Genomic DNA, 22,362 nt, shown 5'->3' with positions numbered 1-22,362 from the left:
TTCGCTCAGGCGAAGGTCTTGGCGAAAGCGTCGATCTCGGCCTTCAGCTTGGCGCGCAGATCGTCCGACAGTGCCTTTTCCTTGCGGATGGCGTCGAGAACGTCCTTGCCGGCCGCACGCATGTGGCTGAGCAGGCCATGCTCGAACTTGCCGACCTGGTTGACCGGCAGCTTGTCGAGATAACCGTTGACGCCGGCGAAGATCACCGCGACCTGCTCTTCCGTCTTCAGCGGCGAGAACTGCGGCTGCTTCAGGAGTTCGGTCAGGCGCGATCCGCGGTTGAGCAGGCGCTGCGTGGCAGCGTCGAGATCCGAGCCGAACTGCGCGAAGGCCGCCATTTCGCGGTACTGCGCGAGCTCGCCCTTGATCGAGCCGGCAACCTGCTTCATCGCCTTGATCTGCGCGGCCGAGCCGACGCGCGACACCGATAGACCGACGTTCACCGCAGGACGGATGCCCTGGAAGAACAGGTTGGTTTCGAGGAAGATCTGGCCGTCGGTGATCGAGATCACGTTGGTCGGGATGTAGGCCGACACGTCGTTGGCCTGCGTCTCGATGATCGGCAGAGCGGTCAGCGACCCGCCGCCCAGATCGTCGTTGAGCTTGGCGGCGCGCTCGAGCAGGCGCGAGTGCAGGTAGAACACGTCGCCCGGATAGGCTTCGCGGCCCGGCGGGCGGCGCAGCAGCAGCGACATCTGGCGATAGGCGACGGCCTGCTTCGACAGATCGTCATAGCTGATCAGCGCGTGCATGCCGTTGTCGCGGAAATATTCACCCATGGTGCAGCCGGCGAACGGCGCCAGGAACTGCATCGGCGCCGGGTCGGAAGCGGTGGCGGCGATGATGATCGAGTATTCGAGCGCGCCGCGCTCTTCCAGCACCTTGACGAACTGCGCGACGGTCGAGCGCTTCTGGCCGACGGCGACGTAGACGCAGTAGAGCTTTTCCTTCTCGGGGCCGTTGTCGTGCACCGACTTCTGGTTGAGCATCGTGTCGAGGATGATGGCGGTCTTGCCGGTCTGGCGATCGCCGATGACCAGCTCGCGCTGGCCGCGGCCGACCGGGATCAGCGCATCGATGGCCTTGAGACCGGTCGACATCGGCTCGTTCACCGACTTGCGCGGAATGATGCCGGGCGCCTTGACGTCGACGCGCTTGCGCTCGACTGCCTTGATCGGACCCTTGCCATCGATCGGATTGCCGAGCGCATCGACGACGCGGCCGAGCAGGCCTGGGCCGACGGGAACGTCGACGATGGCGCCGGTGCGCTTGACGATGTCGCCTTCCTTGATGTCGCGGTCGGCGCCGAAGATGACGACGCCGACATTGTCGGCTTCGAGGTTGAGCGCCATGCCGCGGATGCCGCCGGGGAATTCGACCATCTCGCCGGCCTGGACATTGTCGAGGCCGTAGACACGAGCGATACCGTCACCGACGGACAGCACCTGTCCAACTTCGGAGACCTCGGCCTCCTTGCCGAAATTCTTGATCTGGTCTTTCAGAATTGCGGAAATTTCCGCGGCGCGGATGTCCATCAGCCGACCTCTTTCAGTGCAAGCTTGAGCGAATTGAGTTTGGTTTTGAGCGACGTATCGATCTGGCGCGAGCCCATCTTGACCACCAGCCCGCCGAGCAGCGACGGATCGACGGTGACGGAGATAGCCACATCCTTGCCGGCAACGCTCTTCAGCGCCGCCTTGAGTTCGGTCTGCTGGACAGCCGTCAGCGCGTGAGCCGACGTCACTTCAGCAGCGGTCTCGCCACGGTGTTCGGCTGATATCTGGCGGAACGCCCTGATCATGCCGGGAATGGCGAACAGCCGGCGGTTGCGGGCGACGACACGCAGGAAATTTCCGGTAAGGCCGGTGATCCCGGCCTTGTCGGCGATCGCCGCGATGGCCTTCGCCTGGTCCTCGCTGGAGAACACCGGGCTGTTGATCAGCCGGGTGAGATCAGCGCTGCCCGCGAGCATGATTTCGAAACTGTTGAGGTCGGCTTCGACCTTGGCCACGGAATTTGCCTGCAGGGCGAGTTCGAACAGCGAACCCGCATAGCGTTCTGCGACACCTGAGATTGGCGATGACGATTGAGCCACGGACCGTCTTTTCTCTTGTCTGACAGGCCGTAGATTGTTGGCGCGAGCAAAAACTCTGGCTAAATCTTTGACCTTACTGCATTTTTTCGAGCACGGAGGCGCGGCTTCCGCTATCCCCGGCCGAAAGTCGATTGCCGTCTAGCACAGGCATTTTAAGACCGCAATGCGTCGTTCCGCATGGTTTTCAGGCACTATTGTCGCATCCGGCGAAAGTCGCCCGTCTTCCATCGCGGAATACCCAACGATTCAGGGCAGAAAGCCGAAGGCGAAGGCGAGCGGCAACGCCGCCAGGACCAATTCCAGCACAATGGAAACCCAATTGAAAGGCGTGTTGGCGCCATCAGACATCATCGACAGCAGCCGGCCGAAGGCAGTGAACAGCCAGGAGAAGCCAAGCGCCATGTAGATCAGCGGCTGCGCCAGCAGGATACAGCACAGGCCGACACCGAGATAAAAGCCCGACATCCTGCCGCGCCCCTCGGCGATCGCCGCAGCCTTCTCTGGCTTGACCTGCAGGCGCAGGGCACGAAAGGCGAGACCCGGCGCCAGGAAGAACAAAAGCCCGAGCAGCACCGTGAAGACGGCGCTCGACCACGCCAGCCATTCGCCCTGGCTCGTCGGCCATGGAAGCGCAAAATCCATCTTGTCCCCTCGAAATGCCTGTTTTGAAATTCCGGGCATTCTAACGGAGGAAAGCCCCCGCGCCAGATGGGTCCAGGTACTTTAGGCAGCGCGCATCAACCGAGCGCGAATTCCACAGCCGCCTCGGCATGGATGCGCGTCGTGTCGAAGACCGGGATGTCGAAATCCTGCTGGCCGATGAGCATGGTGATCTCGGTGCAGCCCATGATGACGCTGTCGGCCGCCTCTTCGCGGCGCAGGCGTTCGGTCTCGGCGATATAGGCCGCCTTTGAAGTCTCCTTGACCATGCCCTGGCACAACTCGTCGTAGATGACGCGATGGACCATGTCGCGCCCGGCCGCACCCGGCACCACCGGGTCCAAGCCAAATCTGTCAGCGAGCCGGCCTTTGTAGAAATCCTGCTCCATGGTGAAGCGCGTCGCCAGCAGCGCCGGACGCTGCATTCCGGCACGCTTGACCGCCACTGCGGTGGCATCGGCGATGTGGATCAGCGGGATCGACACCGACGCCTGCACCTGATCGGCCAGTTTGTGCATGGTGTTGGTGCACAAAAGCAGACCTTCCGCGCCGCCGGTCTCAAGCTTGCGCGCCGCTTCTACGAGGAGCACGCCGGCACCGTCCCAATCGCCGTGATGCTGCCGCTCGGCGATTTCGGCAAAGTCGAACGACCACAGAAGCAGTTTCGCGGAATGCAGCCCACCCAGCCGTTCGCGCACGATCTCGTTGAGCAGGCGATAGTAGATGGCGGTCGATTCCCAGCTCATGCCGCCGAGCAGGCCAAGGGTCTTCATATGAGTTTCCACATCTCGCTGGCTTGCGGGCAACCTATCGCTGAAAGCGCAACCTTACAAAAAACTCTGCGGGTCGACGTCGACCTGCACCCGGACCGAGCCGCGTTGCTTCGGCCCGTTGGCCAGCATGGCCCTGATGAAACCTTGCATGTCGGCGCGCCGTTCGCCCTGGATCAGCAGCCGGAAGCGGTGGCGGCCGCCGAGCAGTGACAGTGGCGCCTCGGCTGGCCCCAGCACGAACAGATCTGACGCCTCGGGTGCGGCGCGGCGCAGGCCACGTGCGTGGCCCTCGGCTTCCGCTCGTGTCACCGCACTGACGATGACACCCGCGAGCCGGCCGAAGGGCGGCAGGGCAGCCCGTTCGCGCTCGGCGATCTCACGTTCGTAAAATGCCTCGGCGTCGCCCGAGACGATCGCCCGCATCACCGGGTGGTCGGGCTGAAAGGTCTGCAGCAGTCCCAGGCTCTTCTTGCCGGTGCGGCCGGCGCGGCCGGTGACCTGGCTAAGCAGCTGGAAGGTGCGCTCGGCGGCACGCGGATCGCCATTGGCAAGGCCGAGATCGGCATCGACGACGCCGACAAGGGTCATGTTCGGGAAATTGTGGCCCTTGGCAACGAGCTGCGTGCCGATGACGATGTCGGCCTCGCCATCGGCGATCGCCTCCAGTTCCAGCCGCAGCCGCCGCACGCCGCCCATCAGGTCGGACGACAGGACGATGGTGCGCGCGTCGGGAAAATGCGTAACGACCTCTTCGGCGATGCGCTCGACACCCGGCCCGCAGGCGACCAGATGATCCAGCGTGCCGCATTCCGGGCAGGCTTCGGGGCGGCGCTCATTGTGGCCGCAATGATGGCAGACGAGTTGCCCGCGAAACCGGTGCTCGACCAGCCAGGCCGAGCAGACCGGGCAGCCGAAGCGATGGCCGCAGACCCGGCACAGCGTCAGTGGCGCATAGCCGCGCCGGTTGAGGAACAGCAGCGATTGCTCCTGCCTCTCCAGCGTCTGGCGCATCTGGTCGAGCAGAACCGGCGACAGGAAACCGCCACGCGCCGGCGGCGCACGCCGCATGTCGACCGCCTTCAGATGCGGAAGTGCTGCCTCGGCGAAGCGAGCGGAAAGCACCGCCCTGTTATATTTACCTTGGCTGGCATTGACCCGGCTTTCGACCGACGGCGTCGCCGACGCCAGCACCACGGGGAAGCTGCCGATATGGCCGCGCACCACCGCCATGTCGCGCGCATTGTAGAAGACGCGGTCCTCCTGCTTGTAGGCAGGGTCGTGCTCCTCGTCGACGACGATAAGGCCGATCTCCTTGAACGGCAGGAACAGCGCCGAGCGCGCGCCGGCGACGACCCGCACGCCGCCTTCCGCCACTTGCCGCCAGACTTTTTCGCGCATCCGCGGCGGCAGGTCGGAATGCCATTCGCCCGGCTTGGCGCCGAAGCGCTGCTGGAAGCGCTCGAGAAAGGCATGCGTCAGCGCGATTTCCGGCAGCAGGATCAGAACCTGCCTGCCCTGGTCGAGCGCAGCCGCCACCGCCTCGAAATAGACCTCGGTCTTACCCGAACCGGTGACGCCGTCGAGCAACGCGACGTTGAACACGCCGGCTGCGACATTGGCGCGCAGCATCTGCGCCGCGGCGCCCTGGTCCGGCATCAGTTCCGGAATAGCGTAGCCGGGATCGGGCGCGGCCACCACCGGGCGCGGCGGGATCATCACGGTCTCGAACACGCCTTGCGCCCTCAGGCCGTCGATCACCGTCGAGGACACGCCGGCGGCGTGAGCGAGGCCGGAGCGCGTCCAGGCAAGGCCGCCTTCGGCCGTCTCCAGCACGCGCTGCCTGGCGCCCGTCATCCGGTCAGGTGCGAGAAGCGTGCGCTGCAACCCCTCGATCCACGGTTCGGGGTCGAAAGCCTCCGGCGCCCGAAGCAGCATGCGCGCCACCATGCCCGGCGGCGACAGCGTGTACTGCGCCACCCAGTTGACGAAACGGCGCATCGCGCGGTCGATCGGCGGGCAATCGAAGACCTGTTCGATGGGGCGCAGCTTTTTCGCGTCGACCTTCTCGACCGCGCCATCCCAGACGATGCCGGCGACCTGGCGCGGCCCGAGCGGCACACGCACGATCGAGCCCGGCACCACGCGCATGCCGGCCGGCACGGCGTAGGTGTAGGGGCGTTCGGCGGGCATCGGCACCAGCACCGGTGCGGCTGCGACAAAGGGCGAATCTTCGATCATGAGGCGTGACCTTGCCCTGACTTTGGTCTAGATCAAAGGCCGACCCCAAATGTGCATGGCATGCACATGAAAATCTTCAGGAGACCCGCCATGAAATTTTTTGTCGACACCGCCGACGTCAAGGATATCCGTGAGCTGAACGATCTGGGGCTGCTCGACGGCGTCACCACCAATCCGTCGCTGATCCTCAAATCCGGCGGCAAGATCGCCGAGGTCACCAAACAGATTTGCGACATCGTCAAGGGTCCGGTCTCGGCTGAAGTCACCGCCACCGAATATTCCGAGATGATGCAGCAGGCCAAGGTTCTGGCCAAGATCGCCGACAATGTCTGCATCAAGGTGCCGCTGACGCTGGACGGTCTCAAGGCTTGCAAGACGATCCGCACCGAGATGAACCGCCTGGTCAACGTCACCCTGTGCTTTTCGGCCAACCAGGCGCTGCTTGCGGCCAAGGCCGGCGCCTCGTTCATCTCGCCCTTCGTCGGCCGAATCGACGACATCGGCATCGATGGCATGGAACTGATCCAGGAGATCCGGCAGATCTACGACAATTACGATTTCCAGACCGAGATCCTCGTCGCTTCCGTGCGCACCGTGAACCACGTCAAGCAGGCGGCACTGATCGGCGCCGATGTTGTGACCGCGCCGCCGGCGACCCTGAAGGCCCTGGTCAACCATCCGCTGACCGACAAGGGCCTCGCCGCCTTCCTCGCCGACTGGGCCAAGACCGGCCAATCGATTGGCTGAGATGGCGATCGGCTGAAGCCAATGCGCTTGCAGTGAAAAAAGACCGGGCAACCGGTCTTTTTTATGTGCTGCGGGTGGGGTGACTTTCCAAGTCTTTGTTTTTGCGTGCCTTGCACTAGCTCTTTTGGCTTTACTGCATCGCAGCATTGCATCCAGCTGAAATCGAGAGCGACAAGTTCAAAACAGGATATTTGATCGAGTTCACCAGATCGACACGCTGCTGAAGCATACCCTGGATATCACGCTAGAGAGATGCCCTTCGACGAACTTAAAAAACGATGACTTGGTCGAACCCTTTGTAAAGGTGCTGGCTGTAGCTTCGATGTTTTAGCTACTGGGTCGAACATGAGCCTTCTAATCTCAATCGCCTTTTCTGTTCTTGCATCAATAGGACTCGCTTTCGCAAAGGCATTTTCAATCTACGGCCTCATTCGGGACAAACGCTATTCGTGGGTGAGTTTCATAGTGATTTCGGTCGTGTGGCTTGGCGCAACGGTGCTGAGTGCCAACCGGACGTGTGGTCAATGGGGGTGTAGCTGGGGCCTTCACTTCGGTTGGATTCTTGCCCTGTTGCCTCAAGGCTTCGTGACGAATGTTGCGTTAGGTGAGAAGCTATTTGTGATTGCGTTGCTTACATATTTGGGACTGTGCGTCTATTTCTTCGGGCATGTCATTGGCTGGTTATCCTATGTGGTCGTCAGCATTGGAAAGGCCGTCACTAACCGCTAGTGTAGATGCTTAAGGTTTAGGCTGGGATAGGTGATGGAATTCACGAGCTTGACCCGCAGCTGAAGCATCCCCTGAAGCATGATCCCATAACGGCCGGGGTCGCTCAGTCCGCGCCGTCATCCTCAGGCACGGTCGCCGGCTGGCGCCGGCCCATGATGATTTCGCGTTTGCCAACATGGTTGGGTGCGCCGACCAATCCTTCCTTTTCCATACGCTCGACCAGGGATGCGGCGCGGTTGTAGCCGATGCCGAGGCGGCGCTGGATGTAGGAGGTCGAACACTTCTTGTCGCGCACCACCACCTTGACCGCCTCGTCGTAGATCGCATCGCTGTCTTCGGCTGCAACCGATCCCTTGTCGAAGACCGCGCCCTGGTCCTCGTCGATTTCTTCCTCATCCTCGTCGGCGGTCACGGTTTCCAGATATTCAGGCCGGCCCTGCGCCTTGAGATGCGCCACGACGTGCTCGACCTCCGCGTCGGAGACAAACGGCCCATGCACGCGCGAAATGCGCCCGCCACCCATCATGTGCAGCATGTCGCCCTGGCCGAGCAGCTGCTCGGCGCCCTGCTCGCCCAGGATGGTGCGGCTGTCGATCTTCGACGTCACCTGGAAGGAAATCCGGGTCGGGAAATTGGCCTTGATCGTGCCCGTGATGACGTCGACCGAGGGACGCTGCGTTGCCATGATCAGGTGGATGCCGGCAGCACGCGCCATCTGCGCCAGACGCTGGATGGCGCCTTCGATCTCCTTGCCGGCGACCATCATCAGGTCGGCCATCTCGTCGACGATGACGACGATGTAGGGCATCGGCGCCAGGTCTACTTCCTGCTGTTCGAAAAGCGGTTCGCCGGTGCCCTTTTCGAAGCCGGTCTGCACCGTCATGACGACGGTTTCGCCCTTGTCGCGGGCTTGGGCGGCGCGCTCGTTGTAGCCGTCGATGTTGCGCACACCGAGCCGCGCCATCTTGCGATACCGGTCCTCCATTTCGCGCACCGCCCATTTGAGCGCCGTGACGGCTTTCTTGGGATCCGTGACGACGGGCGTCAGAAGATGCGGGATGCCGTCATAGACAGAGAGTTCGAGCATTTTGGGATCGACCATGATCAGCCGGCATTCTTCCGGCTTCAGCCGATAGAGCAACGACAGGATCATGGTGTTGATGGCGACCGACTTGCCGGAGCCGGTGGTTCCGGCCACGAGCAGATGCGGCATCTTCGCCAGCTCGGCGATGACCGGCTCACCGCCGATCGTCTTGCCGAGACACAGCGCCAGCTTGCAGCTCGTCTTGCGGAAGCCCTCCGATTCGATCAGCTCCCGGAAATAGACGGTTTCGCGCATCTCGTTCGGGAGCTCGATGCCGATGACGTTGCGGCCGGGCACGACGGCGACGCGCGCCGAAATCGCCGACATGGAGCGGGCGATATCGTCGGCAAGCCCGATGACGCGAGAAGATTTGACGCCCGGCGCCGGTTCGAACTCATAGAGCGTGACGACCGGGCCGGGACGAACATGAATGATCTCGCCACGCACGCCGAAGTCTTCGAGCACGCTTTCCAGCAGATCCGCGTTCTGCTCGAGCCGCTCCTGCGACATGTAGAAACCTTGTCCCTCCGGTGGCTGCTGCAACAGCTCTTCCGAGGGAAGCTCGTAGGGATCGCCCGCGGTTGACAGCACCACCTTTCCAGCCCCAGGCAAGCGTGCAGAGCGGGCGCCAACGGCCTTGGCAGGGACGTTCGCATTTGGCGCGGCCGGCGCGGAAACGGCATCGCTTTTGGCGGCTGGAATTATGACAGGCTGGACCGGCGACAGCGCATTGCTCGCCGGCACGTCAGGTTGGGCGACGGCCTGGTTCGAATTGGCCGGCCAAACATCCGGCAACGGCTTCAAGGCCTGGCCCGGCAGGCAGTCGATGACACGAAACAAGGCGGTGGCATCGGTCCCTGTCGTCGGGCGGATGTCGATCGGCATGGTGGTGACTGGCGCTGCGGCGAGCGGCGCAGGCGACGCTGAACCGGTTTGCCGGGCCGACGGCGAAACGTCGACCAGATAGGGTGCCATAGCCTCGAAGAAGGCATGATCCGAAAGATAGGGCCAGCGCTGCCTTTCGGTTTTGGTCGGGGCGCCCGGAGCAACGGACGCACGCGCGGATGCCCGTCCCGTTGCGACCGTCCTCGGCGGCACCGGCGCAACGGCTGGCACCCTCTCCCTGGCGCGCACGGACGGGACAAAAGCAGCAGCCGGCGGCAGTGGCCCTTGCGTGGCCTGCCCAGTCTGCGGCTGGGAGGCAGGGCTTTTCACCGACGCCGGCAATGCCAGGAGCGAGGGCGCGGAGGACGCCCTGCCGACCATGGGTTGCGCAACGGCTTGCTGTGCCGGGCGCGTCGCGCCGTGTTCGACGACACGCTCGTGCTGCGGATGATGCTTCCTGGCCTCATAATCCGGCGTGCGTGTAAAACGCACGTTGGGTGCAAGGAAGAAATATTCCTGCCAGGCAGGGCTCTCGATATCGCCGATTTTCGAAGGCGTGTCGTCGGAGCCACTCCGCGGCTCCATATAGGGCCGCTTGTTGCCGCCGAGATCGACCACCGGCGCGGAATAGCCGGCCTGGCGTGTGGCGGGCTGCCGGCCGGCCGTTTCCTTGCGAGCCGGACGATCAAGGTCGCTTGCCGCGGAAGAACTTCGCTGACCACCCCTGTCGCCGATGCTCTCGGAGCGCTTCCCCTCGGGATCATCAGGCGATGCGGCCGTCGACAAATTGACCCGGGAAAAACGCTTGGCTTCCATTCTCAAGACTCACTCTGAAATGTCTGCCGAGCAATAGGGAGCGAGTGGTTAACAGTTGCTTCCCGGATGGGTCGCCGACGATCCTGAGCGCCAAAATCTTCGTGGCAGTCTGCGAGCGACGTGGCACGATCGTCGCCTCGCCGCACCCACCGCTGTGGCGCGATCTACTCGCTGTGCTATAGCAGGCCGATGGGTCTCTTCGGACAATCTCTGTTCAGAATCTGGCTCTGTTCGGGAATCTGGTCATGATCCCACGATCATCCCGTCATGCCTGGGGCGCCAGACCGTTTTCGTGAAGCAGATGAGGTGCGCTAGCCGGTCTTGCCGTGCCGGACAAGGTCCTGGGCAATGGACAGCTGCAGCGCTTCCGCCAACTCTCGCGCCGCGCGATTCTCGGCGTCGATCTGCGCCCGGTATGCGGCGAATTCCTGACGCGGCCTGTCGAAGGACGAGGTGATCGAACGCTTGCCGGATGCGATCACCACGCCGGTCTTCGCATCGGCCAGCGTATAGCTGCCGGTCAGCGTCACGGAACCGGCGGTCGGCTCGTCTTCGTCGGTTCCGACCTGCACAAGTGCCGCGGACTCGACCGCTTCGGTCACGCCGAGATTGAGCGAATAGGCCGGCGAGGCCGGCTCGCCGGCGCCTCGTCCAAACCCGAAAATGAGATTGTTGCGCACCTGTTGGCCGTAACGCGTATTGACCGGCTTGATGCCGATCAACGCCAGTTCGGCACTGGCACTGGCCTGCGAACCCGACAGTGGCGCGCTCGAATAGAGCGGCCGCACCGTGCAGGCCGAGACAAGCGCGAGCGAACCTATCAGGCCGGCAAGCGCCATGCGGCGCAGCAAATGGCTCAACTCTGTCTTTTCCCGATCAGGCAACGACATTGACGATCCTCTGCGGCACGATGATCACCTTGCGCGGAGCCTTCCCTTCGAGTGCTTTCTGCACGAAGTCGAGAGCCAATACCGCTTTTTCGACCGCACCTTGGTCCGCGTCGCGGGCAATTGTCAAATCCCCCCGCTTCTTGCCGTTGACCTGTACCGGATAGGTGACTTCGTTGTCGACGACCAGCGCCGGATCGAAGACCGGCCACGGCCGTTCGGCAACGAGATCGGTGCCGCCGAGCGTTGCCCAGCACTCCTCGGCCAGATGCGGCATGACCGGCGCGATCAGATGCACGAGAATCTCCACCGCCTGCCGGCAGGCGCCTTTCAGCGCTGCATCGGCCTTGCCTTCGGCCACCTCGTTAAGCGGCGTGGTCAGCGCGTTGGCCAGTTCGTAGATGCGGGCGATGGCGCGGTTGAAAGCGAGCTTCTCGATATCCTCTCCGACCGCCTTGAGGATCTTGTGCGCGGCCTTGGAAACCACCGCGGCCTCGCCGCTGCTGGCCGCCACGGGCTTGATGCCGGCCAGTGTTTCGGCCGCCGTCGACACCAGGCGCCAGATGCGCTGGATGAAGCGATGCGCGCCGGCGGCGCCATCGTCGGTCCACTCGACATCGCGCTCGGGAGGCGAATCCGACAGCATGAACCAGCGCGCCGTATCGGCGCCGTAGCCATCGGTGATGTCTTCCGGGCTCACCGTGTTCTTCTTCGACTTCGACATCTTTTCCAGCGGGCCGATGGAGACGGTCTCGCCGGTGGCGATCTCGATGGCGCTGCGCTTGCCGTCGACGTCCTCCAGCCGAACTTCGGTGGGCGCCAGCCAGCGGCCGTTCGATGCCGAGCCAACGCGATAGGTTTCGTGCACCACCATGCCTTGCGTGAACAGGCCCTTGAACGGCTCGGCCAGATCGACATGGCCGGCCTCGCGCATGGCGCGGGTGAAGAAGCGCGAATAGAGCAGATGCAGGATCGCGTGCTCGATCCCGCCAATATACTGGTCGACCGGCAGCCATTCGTTGGCCGCCTTGGGATCGGTCGGTTCATGTGCCCACGGCGCGGTGAAGCGGGCAAAATACCACGACGAATCGACGAACGTGTCCATCGTGTCGGTTTCGCGCCGCGCATCCCTGCCGCATTGCGGACATTTCACATGCCGCCATGTCGGATGACGGTCGAGCGGATTGCCCGGGCGGTCGAAATCGACATCGTCGGGCAGCTTCACCGGCAGGTCCGCCTTCGGCACCGGCACCACGCCGCAAGCCTCGCAATGGATCATCGGGATAGGGCAGCCCCAGTAGCGCTGGCGCGAAATGCCCCAATCGCGCAGGCGGAAATTCACCTTGCGCTCGGCCATCGGCCGGTTGCCGATCGTCTTCTGCTCCAGCAGTTTGGCGACTTCGTCGAAAGCCTGATCCGGCTTCATGCCGTTGAGAAAGCGCGAATTGATCATCACGCCGTCATCGACATAGGCTTCATCGATGATCTGGAACGTCGCCGGATTCTCGCCTTCCGGCATCACCACCGGAATCACCGGCAGGCCATATTTGTTGGCGAAGTCGAGGTCGCGCTGGTCGCCGGACGGGCAGCCGAAAATGGCGCCGGTGCCGTATTCCATCAGCACGAAATTGGCGACATAGACAGGCAGCGTCCAGTTGTCGTCAAACGGATGGACGACGCGGAGGCCGGTGTCAAAACCCTTCTTCTCAGCTGTCTCCAGCGCCGCCACCGAGGTGCCCATATGGCCGATATCCTCGATGAACTTCGCCAGTGCCGGATTGTGCGCAGCGGCCTTCTTGGCCAACGGATGATCGGCGGCGACAGCCATGAAGGAAGCGCCGAAGATGGTGTCGGGCCTTGTCGTATAGACTTCCAGCTCATGCTCGCCATCAGAGGCGTCGGCCAGAGGCCAACGGATCAGCAGGCCTTCCGAGCGGCCGATCCAGTTCTGCTGCATCAGCTTCACTTTTTCCGGCCATTCGTCGAGGCCTTCGAGCGAATCCAGCAGATCCTGGGCGAAGTCGGTGATCCTGAAGAACCACTGCGTCAGTTCGCGCTGTTCGACCAGCGCGCCCGAGCGCCAGCCGCGCCCGTCGATGACCTGCTCGTTGGCAAGCACCGTCATGTCCTCCGGATCCCAGTTGACCTTGGAGGATTTGCGCATCACCAGCCCCTTCTCGACAAAGTCGAGGAACAGCATCTGCTGGCGGTGGTAGTAATCGACGTCGCAGGTGGCGAATTCGCGCGCCCAGTCCAGCGACAGCCCCATGACCTTGAGCTGCTCGCGCATGGTGGCGATGTTCTGGTAGGTCCACTCCTTGGGGTGGACCTTGTTCTGCATCGCCGCGTTTTCGGCCGGCATGCCGAAGGCGTCCCAGCCCATCGGGTGCAGCACGTTGAAGCCCTTGGCCCGCTTGTAGCGCGCCACCACGTCGCCCATCGTGTAATTGCGGGTATGACCGATATGGATGCGCCCCGACGGATAGGGGAACATCTCCAGCACGTAGTATTTCGGGCGCGGATCGTCATTGTGCGCTTCGAACAGCTTCTTGGCGTCCCAGGCCTTCTGCCATTTGGGCTCTGACGCGCGCGGATTGTATCGTTCGGTTGCCATGGGACGTTTTTCACTTAAAAGCATGCGCGAACTGCGGGCGATGGCTCGGCAGTTCAGGGAATGTGGTCCGGGTGTTCACCATGGTTTGGCAAACCCGTCAACCATATGGGTACCGCGTCTGACAAAAACGCCGGTCAAAACAGCAGGATTTGCATATGGGTGACGCCGTTCAGCAATTTTTCGCGGTCAAGGCGAAGATCGCCGCCGCCGAACGCGAGGCCGGCCGCGAAGCCGGCGCCGTGACCCTGGTCGCGGTCTCAAAGACCTTTGATGCCGCCGACATCGGCCCGGTCATCGAAGCCGGCCAGCGCGTCTTCGGCGAGAACCGGGTGCAGGAGGCGCAAGCCAAATGGCCTGATCTGAAGGACGCATTTCCCGACATCGAACTGCATCTGATCGGCCCGCTGCAATCCAACAAGGCTAGGGAAGCGGTAGCACTGTTCGACGTCATCGAGACGGTCGATCGCGAGAAGATCGCCGCCGAACTCGCCAAGGAGATCGCCAAACAGGGCCGCGCGCCAAAACTCTATGTCCAGGTCAACACCGGCTCCGAGCCGCAGAAGGCCGGCATCGAGCCCCGCGAGGCCGTGGCCTTCGTCGCCCGCTGCCGCGACGTGCACGGCCTCGCCATCGAAGGCCTGATGTGCATCCCGCCGGCCGACGAGAACCCCGGTCCCCACTTCGCCCTGCTGGAGAAGCTTAGCAAGGAAGCCGACGTCGCCAAACTCTCGATGGGCATGTCCGGGGACTACGAAACGGCGATCGCCTTCGGTGCCACCAGCGTCCGCGTCGGTTCGGCGATCTTCGGCACTCGCTGAGACGCAACGGCCTTTGGGCCAATCCGAGAGGCTCGTTGCTCCAGGACTGGAAACGAAACGTACCGTTCCTATTTGCTTTGCGTCATCACAAACTCTCTGGAGCCGCCACCATGCGCTACAACCAGCTTGGAAATACGGGGATGTTCGTCTCCGAACTGTGCCTCGGCACCATGACCTTCGGCGCCGCCGGTCAGAATGCCCAATGGGGCCTGATCGCCAGCCTCGACCAGAAGGGCGTCAACGAGATCGTTGCCCATTCGCTTGCCGCTGGCGTCAATTTCTTCGATACGGCCGACGTCTACTCCTTTGGCGAATCCGAACGGTTGCTCGGCCAGTCGCTCAGGGATCTCAAGGTCAACAGGCAGAATGTGGTCATCGCCACCAAGACGCATGGCGCCATGGGTGAAGGCCCCAACCAGCGCGGCTCGTCACGCGGCCACATCATGGATTCGGTCGATGCCAGCTTGGAGCGGCTGCAGCTCGACCATATCGATCTCTACCAGTTGCACGGCACCGACACGGTGACGCCGATCGACGAGACGCTGCGAGCGCTCGACGATCTGGTTGCCAGCGGTAAGGTCCGCTATGTCGGCGTCTCCAACTGGGCGGCATGGCGCATCGCCAAGGCGCTCGGCATCGCCGAGCGCAAGGGCTTTGCCCGTTTCGAGACCGTGCAGTCCTACTATTCGATCGCCGGCCGCGATCTCGAGCGCGAGATCGTGCCGCTGCTCAATGAGGAGAAGCTCGGCCTGATGGTGTGGTCGCCGATGGCCGGTGGCCTGCTCTCCGGCAAATATGGTCCCGGCGCACCCGGCAATGGCGAAGGCCGCCGCGCGTCCTTCAACTTCCCGCCGGTCAATGAGGACCGCGCCTGGGCGGCCGTTGCCGTCATGCGCGACATCGCCAAAAAACATGATGTGAGCGTCGCCACGGTGGCGCTCGGCTATGTCCTGGCCAAGCCCTTCGTGATGAGCGTCATCATCGGCGCCAGCCGCATGGAGCAGCTGGAGCAGAACCTTGCCGCCACTGAGGTGAAGCTCGACACCGACGATCTGGTTCGTCTCGACGAGGTCAGCGCCCTGCCGTCCGAATATCCAGGCTGGATGCTGGAGCGCCAGGCAGCGGGCCGCCGTCCGGCGGCGTTCACGCCGAAAGCATAAATACAGCCCACGCTGACATCTCGGGAGCCGTGGCTCCGGAGATGTCAGGTCAGCCGGACGCTCTCGCCCAGAAAATCGAGAAAGGCGCGCACCCGCGCCGGCAGATGCCGGCCCTGGCCGACATAGACGGCGTGGGTCGGCTCCTCGTCACCCGGATTGAATGCCTCCAGCAGCGGCGCCAGTCTGCCGGCCGCTATGTCTTCCGCCACATGCCAGCGCGCCAGCCGGGCGATGCCCGCGCCCGCCAGTGCCATGAGCCGCATCGCCTCACCATCGCTGACCAGCGTGTTGCCGGTGATCGGAATCATGATGACGCGGCCTTCCGCGTCGAGGAACGGCCAGCCATCGAGGTGCCTGACGAAGCCGAAGCCCATGCGGTTGTGTTTGTCGAGATCGGCTGGCGTCAGCGGTATGCCGTGCGTCTCGAGGTAAGAAGGTGCTGCAACAACGACCACCGGGCTTTGCCCGAGCTTGCGCGCCACCAGCCGTGACTCACTCAATGGCCCGGCACGGATGGCAACATCGGCGCGCTCCGCCATCAGGTCGACGACGCTGTCGGTCAGCACCAGATCGACCGAAATCTCGGGGTAGCGTTCCAGGAACCGAGGCAGAAGCGGGACCAGCCGATGCACCCCGAAGGGCACGTAGCTGTTAATGCGCACACGTCCGCGCGGTGAAGCACCGGCCGCTGCCTCCTGCTCGGCTGCCGCCATGTCGGCAAGGATGCGCAGGCCGCTCTCGTAGAATGCTGTGCCTTCCGGCGTCAGTTGCAGCTTTCGCGTCGAGCGGCTGACCAGCCGCGCGCCAAGCCGGGCCTCCAGCCGCGCGATCAGCTTGCTCACCGCCGACGGCGTCATGCGCAACGCGCGTGCCGCGGAGGAGAAACTGCCTTCCTCGACGACGCGCACGAACACTTCGATCTCGCCGGAGCGATTGACGTCGGGCCTGGCCATTTATGAATCTATTTCACAGAAAATATGCCCAAGGCAAGCCTGGTTCACAATGCAGGGAAGCACGATCTCAGGGGTCGGGGCGCGGGACGGCGCTCTTCGCCATCGAAGTGGAAACCGCCATGCCTCTTGCTCTCTACGCCCTCGCCGCCGGTGCCTTCGGCATCGGCGTCACCGAATTTGTTATCATGGGTCTGCTGCTCGATGTCAGCAAGGATCTCGGCGTTTCGATTTCGGCTGCCGGCCAGCTCATTTCGGGCTATGCGCTTGGCGTCGTCATCGGCGCGCCCTTGCTGACCATCGCCACCGGCAACTGGCCGCGCAAGACCGTGCTTCTGGCGCTGATGGCGATCTTCACGTTCGGCAATCTCGCCTGCGCGCTGGCGCCCGACTACTGGACGCTGATGGGCGCCCGCATCATCACCGCCTTTGCCCACGGCACTTTCTTCGGCGTCGGCTCGGTGGTCGCCACCGGCTTGGTCGCGCCCAACAGACAAGCCTCGGCGATCGCGCTGATGTTCACCGGCCTGACCATCGCCAACATCCTCGGCGTGCCCTTCGGCACCTGGCTCGGCCAGGCCTTCGGCTGGCGCGCGACCTTCTGGGCCGTGACAGTGGTCGGTGTGGCCGCCTTCGCCGTCATCCTGGCTCTGGTGCCACGCAGCCGGACGGCGCCCGAAAAGAGCGACCTGCGCGCCGATCTCGCCGTTTTGCGCCGCACCCCCGTCCTGCTCGGCCTCGCCACCACCGTGCTCGGCTATGCCGGCGTCTTCGCCGTCTTCACTTATATCGCTCCGTTGCTGACCGAGATAAGCGGCTTCAAGGAAGCAGCCGTGTCGCCGATCCTGCTCGTCTTCGGCGGCGGTCTCATCGCCGGCAATTTGCTTGGCGGCAAGGTCGCCGACCGCTGGCTTGTGCCGGCCGTGCTGGGCAGCCTCGTGGTGCTGGCCCTGGTGCTCGCAACGATGACCTTCGCCATCCACAGCCAGGTGATGGCCGTCATCTATGTCGGCCTGCTCGGTGCCGCCGCCTTTGCTACCGTGGCGCCGCTGCAGATGTGGGTGCTGGACAAGGCGCAAGGTGCCGGCCAGAGCCTCGCCTCGTCCTTCAACATCGCCGCTTTCAATCTCGGCAACGCCGCAGGCGCCTGGCTTGGCGGCGCGGTGATTGCCCAAGGGCTTGGCCTGGGTGCCCTGACCTGGGTCGCCGCCTTGCTGCCGCTCACGGCGCTCGGCGTGGCCGGACTGGCGCTGCGTCTCGATCGTACCCCGGCGCTCGGCGCACCTGCCTCCATCCGCTCGTGACTACCCTCGGCAAACCCTTCCGACACCCTTCATACCACCAGGAGTAAAAAGATGGATTATCGACGTCTCGGTGCATCGGGCTTGAAAGTGCCCGCACTCTCATTCGGCGCGGGAACCTTTGGCGGTTCCGGCCCGCTGTTCGGCGCCTGGGGCAACAGCGACGCCAGGGAAGCGCGGCGGCTGATCGACATCTGCCTGGAGGCTGGTGTCAATTTGTTCGACACGGCCGACGTCTATTCGAACGGCGCTTCTGAACAGGTGCTTGGCGACGCGATAAAAGGCCGCCGCGATGCCGTGCTGATCTCGACCAAGACCGCGCTGCCGATGGGCGATGGGCCGGGCGATTACGGCTCGTCACGTTCGCGGCTGATCAGATCCGTGGATGATGCGCTGAGGCGCCTCGGCACCGACTACATCGACCTTTTGCAGCTACACGCCTTCGATGCCGGCACGCCGATCGAGGAGGTGCTGTCGACGCTGGACAACCTGATCCGTGCCGGCAAGCTGCGCTATGTCGGCGTCTCCAACTTCTCCGGATGGCAAGTGATGAAGTCGTTGGCGCAAGCCGACAGCCAAGGCTATCCGCGCTATGTCGCCCATCAGGTCTACTATTCGCTGGTCGGCCGCGACTATGAGTGGGAGCTGATGCCGCTCGGCCTCGACCAGGGTGTCGGTGCATTGGTGTGGAGCCCGCTTGGCTGGGGCCGCCTGACCGGCAAGATCCGCCGTGGCCAGCTCCTGCCGGAACAGAGCCGGCTGCACGACACGGCAAGCTTCGGTCCGCCGGTCGAGGACGAGCATCTCTATCGAGTGATGGATGCCCTCGATGTCGTGGCCGAGGAAACCGGCAAGACCGTGCCGCAGATCGCCATCAACTGGCTGCTGCAGCGCCCGACCGTATCGTCGGTCATCATCGGCGCCCGCAACGAGGAGCAGTTGCGCCAGAACCTCGGTGCCGTCGGCTGGACCTTGACGCCGGAGCAGATAAGGCAGCTCGACGCGGCAAGCGAAGTCACCGCGCCCTACCCGTACTTCCCGTATCGGCGGCAGGAAGGCTTTGCCCGGTTGAACCCGCCGGTGGTTTGAGCGCATCGGGCCGTCATGGCGCAAGGTTCGCGGGCCAGCGCCCCCCTCTGGCCTGCCGGACATCTCCCCCTCAAGGGGGGAGATCGGATGTCGCGGCGACTTTCGCCAATCGCAGGCCTAACAAGGGGCGGCGTTGTCGGTGGAGCTGCCAATCTGCCCACTTGAGGGGGAGATGTCCGGCAGGACAGAGGGGGGCGTCGTAGAACGCCGACCTCAAGAAGCCGTTGCTGCGAAACTTGCCCCTAGTGCAGCACAAACTCCCCATCCACCTTGCGCCATTCATTCGGCGCGATCAGCTTCTGGTGGGTGTAGCTGATCGAATGCAGCGGCCCGTCCAGCTTGGCCTTCCAGAATTCGATGAACTTGATCAGCACCGGAAACTTCGGCGCGAGATCGTAGTCCTGCCAGATGAAGCTCTGCAGCAGATGCGGGTGATCGGGAAAGTGATAAAGAATCTTGGCAGTGGTCAAGCCATAGCCTTTGAGCATCAGGTCCATTTCGGCATGGTCGCGCATGACGGTCCCCAGGTTGATTCGCCTGTCCTCCCACGGCTGATTGTGCGCGCCGCTGATTAACCGTCTATTGATTTTTTCTTCATCTGAACCGGCTTTAGCATGCGAAAACATGCAGTTAGCAGCGCACCTCTTCGAGTGCTGACAGCCCTGGAGAAGCCCCTGCGGCATCCCGCCGCGCGAATCCAACGTCTAATGTTGCCGTAACGGCGGAACTGGTAATAATGCCGCCGAATTCGCGGCCGTGTCGCCGCGATCCCGCCGGCATTTCAAGCCGGCGATTGGTTCGGGAGGAAAGTCAGGAATGTCCGAGTTTCATGTCCATCGCGTCCAGCCGGCGTGGAAGAAAAACGCGCTGATCGACAATGACACCTACCTGAAATGGTATGCCGACAGCGTCAAGAACCCGGACAAATTCTGGGGCAAGCACGGCAAGCGCATCGACTGGTTCAAGCCGTTCAGCAAGGTCAAGAACACCTCCTTCGACGGCAAGGTCTCGATTAAATGGTTCGAGGACGGACTGACCAACGTTTCCTACAACTGCATCGACCGGCATCTGAAGAAGCGCGGCAACCAGACCGCCATCATTTGGGAAGGCGACAATCCCTACGACGACAAGAAGGTCACCTATAACGAGCTCTACGAGCATGTCTGCCGGCTCGCCAATGTGATGAAGAAACACGGCGTCAAGAAAGGCGATCGAGTCACCATCTACATGCCGATGATCCCGGAAGCCGCCTATGCGATGCTGGCCTGCACGCGCATCGGCGCCGTCCATTCGATCGTCTTCGGCGGTTTCTCGCCGGATGCGCTGGCCGGCCGCATCGACGACTGCAAGTCGACCTTCGTTATCACGGCTGACGAAGGCCTGCGCGGCGGCAAGCCGATCCCTTTGAAGGAAAACACCGACAGGGCGATCGAGATCGCCGCGAAAGCCGGAACGAAAGTCGAAAAGGTGGTGGTCGTGCGACGCACCGGCGGCAAGACCGGCTGGGTTTCAGGCCGCGACGTCTGGTATCACGACGAGATCGCGACGGTGAAAGCCGAATGCAAGCCCGAGAAGATGAAGGCCGAGGACCCGCTGTTCATTCTCTACACGTCGGGTTCGACCGGCAAGCCGAAGGGCGTGCTGCACACCACCGCCGGCTATCTCGTCTACGTCTCGATGACCCACCAATATGTCTTCGACTACCATGACGGCGACATCTACTGGTGCACCGCCGATGTCGGCTGGGTAACCGGCCACAGCTACATCGTCTACGGCCCGCTCGCCAACGGCGCCACCACGCTGATGTTCGAAGGCGTGCCGAACTATCCGTCGCAGTCGCGCTTCTGGGAAGTCATCGACAAGCACAAGGTCAATATCTTCTACACCGCGCCGACGGCGTTGCGCGCGCTGATGGGCGCCGGCGATGCGCACGTGAAGAAGACGTCGCGCAAATCGCTGCGCGTGCTGGGTTCGGTCGGCGAGCCGATCAACCCGGAAGCCTGGGAGTGGTATTTCAACGTCGTCGGCAACGGCAAGGTGCCGATCGTCGACACCTGGTGGCAGACCGAGACCGGCGGCATCCTGATCACGCCGCTGCCAGGTGCGACCGACCTCAAGGCGGGTTCGGCGACGCGGCCTTTCTTCGGCATCAAGCCGCAGCTGGTCGACGGCGAGGGCAAGGTGCTGGAAGGTGCGGCCGACGGCAATCTGTGCATCACCGATTCCTGGCCGGGCCAGATGCGCACAGTCTATGGCGATCACGACCGCTTCGTGCAGACCTATTTTTCGACCTACAAGGGCAAGTACTTCACCGGTGACGGCTGCCGCCGCGACGCCGACGGCTATTACTGGATCACCGGCCGCGTCGACGACGTCATCAACGTTTCCGGCCACCGCATGGGCACGGCCGAAGTCGAATCGGCGCTGGTCAGCCATGAGAAGGTTTCCGAGGCCGCGGTCGTGGGCTATCCCCACGACATCAAGGGCCAGGGTATCTACAGCTACGTCACCTTGATGAAGGGTGCCGAACCCACCGAAGAGCTGCGCAAGGAGCTTGTTGCCCATGTCCGCAAGGAGATCGGCGCCATCGCTTCGCCCGACAAGATCCAGTTCGCGCCGGGCCTGCCGAAGACGCGTTCCGGCAAGATCATGCGTCGCATCCTGCGCAAGATCGCCGAGGACGATTTTTCTGCCCTGGGTGACACCTCGACGCTGGCCGACCCGGCCGTCGTCGATGATCTGGTCGCCAACCGGCAGAACAAGAAGAGCTGATGCAGGCCGCGCTGGGCACTGTCAGCGAACTCTGGCGCTATCCGGCGAGTTCGCTTGCCGGCGAGCGCCTGAAAACAATCTCGGTCGACGTCGAGAGCATCGACGGCGACCGCCTGTTCGGCCTTGTCGACGTGTCCGACAACGAGATCGCACGACCGGACCGCGACGCGAAATGGCACAAGGTGCCGCGCATCCGCACCCGGCTGTCGCCGACCCTGGAACTCGAGATTGCCGTTCCCGAGGGCGACTGGCTGGCCGCGCCAAGCATCGAGAGCGACCGCGCGGTGTCGGCCTATCTCGGCTTCGAGGCCTCGCTCCGTCCGTTTCGCCGCGAGAATGCCGGGCCTGACTATGCCGGCCCGCTGACCGCGGAGCGCTACCGCAAGGCGTCGATTCATCTGTTGACCACGGCTTCGCTGGCACGCCTGAAAGCATTGCACCCGGAAGGGGTCGCCGACCCGCGCCGCTTCCGCCCCAACATCGTTGTCGACATGGCGGCGATCGAAGGCTCGTTTCCCGAAACGGAATGGATCGGCCGCAAGCTTGCCGTCGGCGATCTCCTGCTGACCATCTCGGAACCCTGCCGCCGCTGCGGTTTCATCATCGTCGCCCAGGATGGCTTCGACCATGATCCGGCAATCCTGCGCAACCTGGTCCGCCACAACGCCCACAACCTCGGCGTCTATTGCACGGTCGACAGGCCGGCGCGCGTCGAAGTCGGCGACGCGATGCGCTTCCTGTAAG

The 22,362-nt window shown here is 63.3% G+C and carries 18 protein-coding genes; 8 read left to right on the top strand and 10 right to left on the bottom strand.

What is annotated here, in order from left to right:
* Positions 1 to 5: 5 nt before the first annotated feature.
* From atpA to EN990_RS13720, 5 genes are all read right to left on the bottom strand, one after another.
* The gene (gene atpA, locus EN990_RS13740) at positions 6 to 1,535 is read right to left on the bottom strand and encodes a F0F1 ATP synthase subunit alpha (protein ID WP_013529036.1); all 1,530 of its coding nucleotides are present in this window, start codon (positions 1,533 to 1,535) and stop codon (positions 6 to 8) included.
* The gene (locus tag EN990_RS13735) at positions 1,535 to 2,095 is read right to left on the bottom strand and encodes a F0F1 ATP synthase subunit delta (RefSeq protein WP_013529035.1); all 561 of its coding nucleotides are present in this window, start codon (positions 2,093 to 2,095) and stop codon (positions 1,535 to 1,537) included. Before EN990_RS13735 ends, atpA begins: the two co-directional genes overlap by 1 nt.
* A 246-nt stretch (positions 2,096 to 2,341) precedes the next feature.
* Positions 2,342 to 2,737 carry a DUF4345 family protein gene (locus EN990_RS13730; protein ID WP_013529034.1) on the bottom strand — a complete coding sequence of 132 codons (396 nt, stop codon included), beginning with the start codon at positions 2,735 to 2,737 and terminating at the stop codon, positions 2,342 to 2,344.
* 95 nt (positions 2,738 to 2,832) lie between these two features.
* A complete protein-coding gene (locus EN990_RS13725) occupies positions 2,833 to 3,528 on the bottom strand; it encodes an aspartate/glutamate racemase family protein (protein WP_127368105.1) in 696 nt (231 codons plus the stop codon).
* Between the two features lie 54 nt (positions 3,529 to 3,582).
* The gene (locus EN990_RS13720) at positions 3,583 to 5,766 is read right to left on the bottom strand and encodes a primosomal protein N' (RefSeq protein WP_127368104.1); all 2,184 of its coding nucleotides are present in this window, start codon (positions 5,764 to 5,766) and stop codon (positions 3,583 to 3,585) included.
* 90 nt (positions 5,767 to 5,856) lie between these two features.
* Between EN990_RS13720 and fsa the strand changes: the two genes are divergently transcribed.
* Entirely contained in the window at positions 5,857 to 6,513 is a 657-nt protein-coding gene (gene fsa, locus EN990_RS13715) for a fructose-6-phosphate aldolase (protein WP_024504222.1), read from the top strand.
* 345 nt (positions 6,514 to 6,858) lie between these two features.
* The gene (locus tag EN990_RS13710; RefSeq protein WP_127368103.1) at positions 6,859 to 7,242 is read left to right on the top strand and encodes a hypothetical protein; all 384 of its coding nucleotides are present in this window, start codon (positions 6,859 to 6,861) and stop codon (positions 7,240 to 7,242) included.
* Positions 7,243 to 7,345: 103 nt separating this feature from the next.
* Here EN990_RS13710 and EN990_RS13705 read toward each other — a convergent pair whose 3' ends face one another.
* From EN990_RS13705 to leuS, 3 genes are all read right to left on the bottom strand, one after another.
* Positions 7,346 to 10,027 (bottom strand): DNA translocase FtsK, encoded by a 2,682-nt coding sequence (locus EN990_RS13705; protein WP_127368102.1) that lies wholly within the window; start codon positions 10,025 to 10,027, stop codon positions 7,346 to 7,348.
* A gap of 311 nt (positions 10,028 to 10,338) precedes the next feature.
* Positions 10,339 to 10,917 (bottom strand): LPS assembly lipoprotein LptE, encoded by a 579-nt coding sequence (gene lptE / locus EN990_RS13700; protein ID WP_013529029.1) that lies wholly within the window; start codon positions 10,915 to 10,917, stop codon positions 10,339 to 10,341.
* Entirely contained in the window at positions 10,904 to 13,528 is a 2,625-nt protein-coding gene (gene leuS / locus EN990_RS13695; protein ID WP_127368101.1) for a leucine--tRNA ligase, read from the bottom strand. Before leuS ends, lptE begins: the two co-directional genes overlap by 14 nt.
* A gap of 155 nt (positions 13,529 to 13,683) precedes the next feature.
* Here leuS and EN990_RS13690 point away from each other — a divergent pair, with 155 nt between their 5' ends.
* Positions 13,684 to 14,346, top strand: coding sequence for a YggS family pyridoxal phosphate-dependent enzyme (locus EN990_RS13690; protein ID WP_127368100.1), 663 nt, complete (start codon positions 13,684 to 13,686; stop codon positions 14,344 to 14,346).
* A 110-nt stretch (positions 14,347 to 14,456) separates the two neighbouring features.
* Positions 14,457 to 15,506, top strand: coding sequence for an aldo/keto reductase (locus EN990_RS13685; RefSeq protein WP_013529026.1), 1,050 nt, complete (start codon positions 14,457 to 14,459; stop codon positions 15,504 to 15,506).
* Between the two features lie 44 nt (positions 15,507 to 15,550).
* Here EN990_RS13685 and EN990_RS13680 read toward each other — a convergent pair whose 3' ends face one another.
* Positions 15,551 to 16,459 (bottom strand): LysR substrate-binding domain-containing protein, encoded by a 909-nt coding sequence (locus EN990_RS13680; RefSeq protein ID WP_013529025.1) that lies wholly within the window; start codon positions 16,457 to 16,459, stop codon positions 15,551 to 15,553.
* A 119-nt stretch (positions 16,460 to 16,578) separates the two neighbouring features.
* On the opposite strand from EN990_RS13680, the gene EN990_RS13675 reads away from it, so the two are divergent.
* A complete protein-coding gene (locus tag EN990_RS13675) occupies positions 16,579 to 17,760 on the top strand; it encodes an MFS transporter (RefSeq protein WP_127368099.1) in 1,182 nt (393 codons plus the stop codon).
* Positions 17,761 to 17,811: 51 nt separating this feature from the next.
* A complete protein-coding gene (locus tag EN990_RS13670) occupies positions 17,812 to 18,846 on the top strand; it encodes an aldo/keto reductase (RefSeq protein ID WP_024504215.1) in 1,035 nt (344 codons plus the stop codon).
* A 242-nt stretch (positions 18,847 to 19,088) separates the two neighbouring features.
* On the opposite strand, the gene EN990_RS13660 is transcribed toward EN990_RS13670, so the two are convergent.
* Positions 19,089 to 19,361 carry an usg protein gene (locus tag EN990_RS13660; protein ID WP_013529022.1) on the bottom strand — a complete coding sequence of 91 codons (273 nt, stop codon included), beginning with the start codon at positions 19,359 to 19,361 and terminating at the stop codon, positions 19,089 to 19,091.
* 301 nt (positions 19,362 to 19,662) lie between these two features.
* Here EN990_RS13660 and acs point away from each other — a divergent pair, with 301 nt between their 5' ends.
* Both acs and EN990_RS13650 read left to right on the top strand, forming a co-directional pair.
* Positions 19,663 to 21,618: an acetate--CoA ligase gene (acs, locus tag EN990_RS13655; protein ID WP_127368803.1), complete on the top strand. Its 1,956-nt coding sequence runs from the start codon at positions 19,663 to 19,665 to the stop codon at positions 21,616 to 21,618.
* Positions 21,618 to 22,361: an MOSC domain-containing protein gene (locus EN990_RS13650; protein ID WP_127368802.1), complete on the top strand. Its 744-nt coding sequence runs from the start codon at positions 21,618 to 21,620 to the stop codon at positions 22,359 to 22,361. Before acs ends, EN990_RS13650 begins: the two co-directional genes overlap by 1 nt.
* Position 22,362: the final 1 nt, after the last annotated feature.

Source organism: Mesorhizobium sp. M7A.F.Ca.US.005.03.1.1 (genome assembly GCF_003997975.1).
In the GTDB taxonomy this organism is placed as follows: Bacteria; Pseudomonadota; Alphaproteobacteria; order Rhizobiales; family Rhizobiaceae; genus Mesorhizobium; species Mesorhizobium ciceri.
This window is presented reverse-complemented; position numbering and strand designations above follow the sequence as displayed.

What these genes read in the sequence shown, in the direction of transcription:
- EN990_RS13710 (WP_127368103.1), top strand. Translation starts at nt 6,859, where the DNA reads ATGAGCCTTCTAATCTCAATCGCCTTTTCTGTTCTTGCATCAATAGGA.
- EN990_RS13650 (WP_127368802.1), top strand. Translation starts at nt 21,618, where the DNA reads ATGCAGGCCGCGCTGGGCACTGTCAGCGAACTCTGGCGCTATCCGGCG.
- EN990_RS13680 (WP_013529025.1), bottom strand. Translation starts at nt 16,459, where the DNA reads ATGGCCAGGCCCGACGTCAATCGCTCCGGCGAGATCGAAGTGTTCGTG.
- acs (WP_127368803.1), top strand. Translation starts at nt 19,663, where the DNA reads ATGTCCGAGTTTCATGTCCATCGCGTCCAGCCGGCGTGGAAGAAAAAC.
- lptE (WP_013529029.1), bottom strand. Translation starts at nt 10,917, where the DNA reads ATGTCGTTGCCTGATCGGGAAAAGACAGAGTTGAGCCATTTGCTGCGC.
- EN990_RS13725 (WP_127368105.1), bottom strand. Translation starts at nt 3,528, where the DNA reads ATGAAGACCCTTGGCCTGCTCGGCGGCATGAGCTGGGAATCGACCGCC.
- EN990_RS13730 (WP_013529034.1), bottom strand. Translation starts at nt 2,737, where the DNA reads ATGGATTTTGCGCTTCCATGGCCGACGAGCCAGGGCGAATGGCTGGCG.
- atpA (WP_013529036.1), bottom strand. Translation starts at nt 1,535, where the DNA reads ATGGACATCCGCGCCGCGGAAATTTCCGCAATTCTGAAAGACCAGATC.
- EN990_RS13685 (WP_013529026.1), top strand. Translation starts at nt 14,457, where the DNA reads ATGCGCTACAACCAGCTTGGAAATACGGGGATGTTCGTCTCCGAACTG.
- EN990_RS13660 (WP_013529022.1), bottom strand. Translation starts at nt 19,361, where the DNA reads ATGCGCGACCATGCCGAAATGGACCTGATGCTCAAAGGCTATGGCTTG.
- EN990_RS13705 (WP_127368102.1), bottom strand. Translation starts at nt 10,027, where the DNA reads ATGGAAGCCAAGCGTTTTTCCCGGGTCAATTTGTCGACGGCCGCATCG.
- EN990_RS13675 (WP_127368099.1), top strand. Translation starts at nt 16,579, where the DNA reads ATGCCTCTTGCTCTCTACGCCCTCGCCGCCGGTGCCTTCGGCATCGGC.
- EN990_RS13690 (WP_127368100.1), top strand. Translation starts at nt 13,684, where the DNA reads ATGGGTGACGCCGTTCAGCAATTTTTCGCGGTCAAGGCGAAGATCGCC.
- EN990_RS13720 (WP_127368104.1), bottom strand. Translation starts at nt 5,766, where the DNA reads ATGATCGAAGATTCGCCCTTTGTCGCAGCCGCACCGGTGCTGGTGCCG.
- EN990_RS13670 (WP_024504215.1), top strand. Translation starts at nt 17,812, where the DNA reads ATGGATTATCGACGTCTCGGTGCATCGGGCTTGAAAGTGCCCGCACTC.
- fsa (WP_024504222.1), top strand. Translation starts at nt 5,857, where the DNA reads ATGAAATTTTTTGTCGACACCGCCGACGTCAAGGATATCCGTGAGCTG.
- leuS (WP_127368101.1), bottom strand. Translation starts at nt 13,528, where the DNA reads ATGGCAACCGAACGATACAATCCGCGCGCGTCAGAGCCCAAATGGCAG.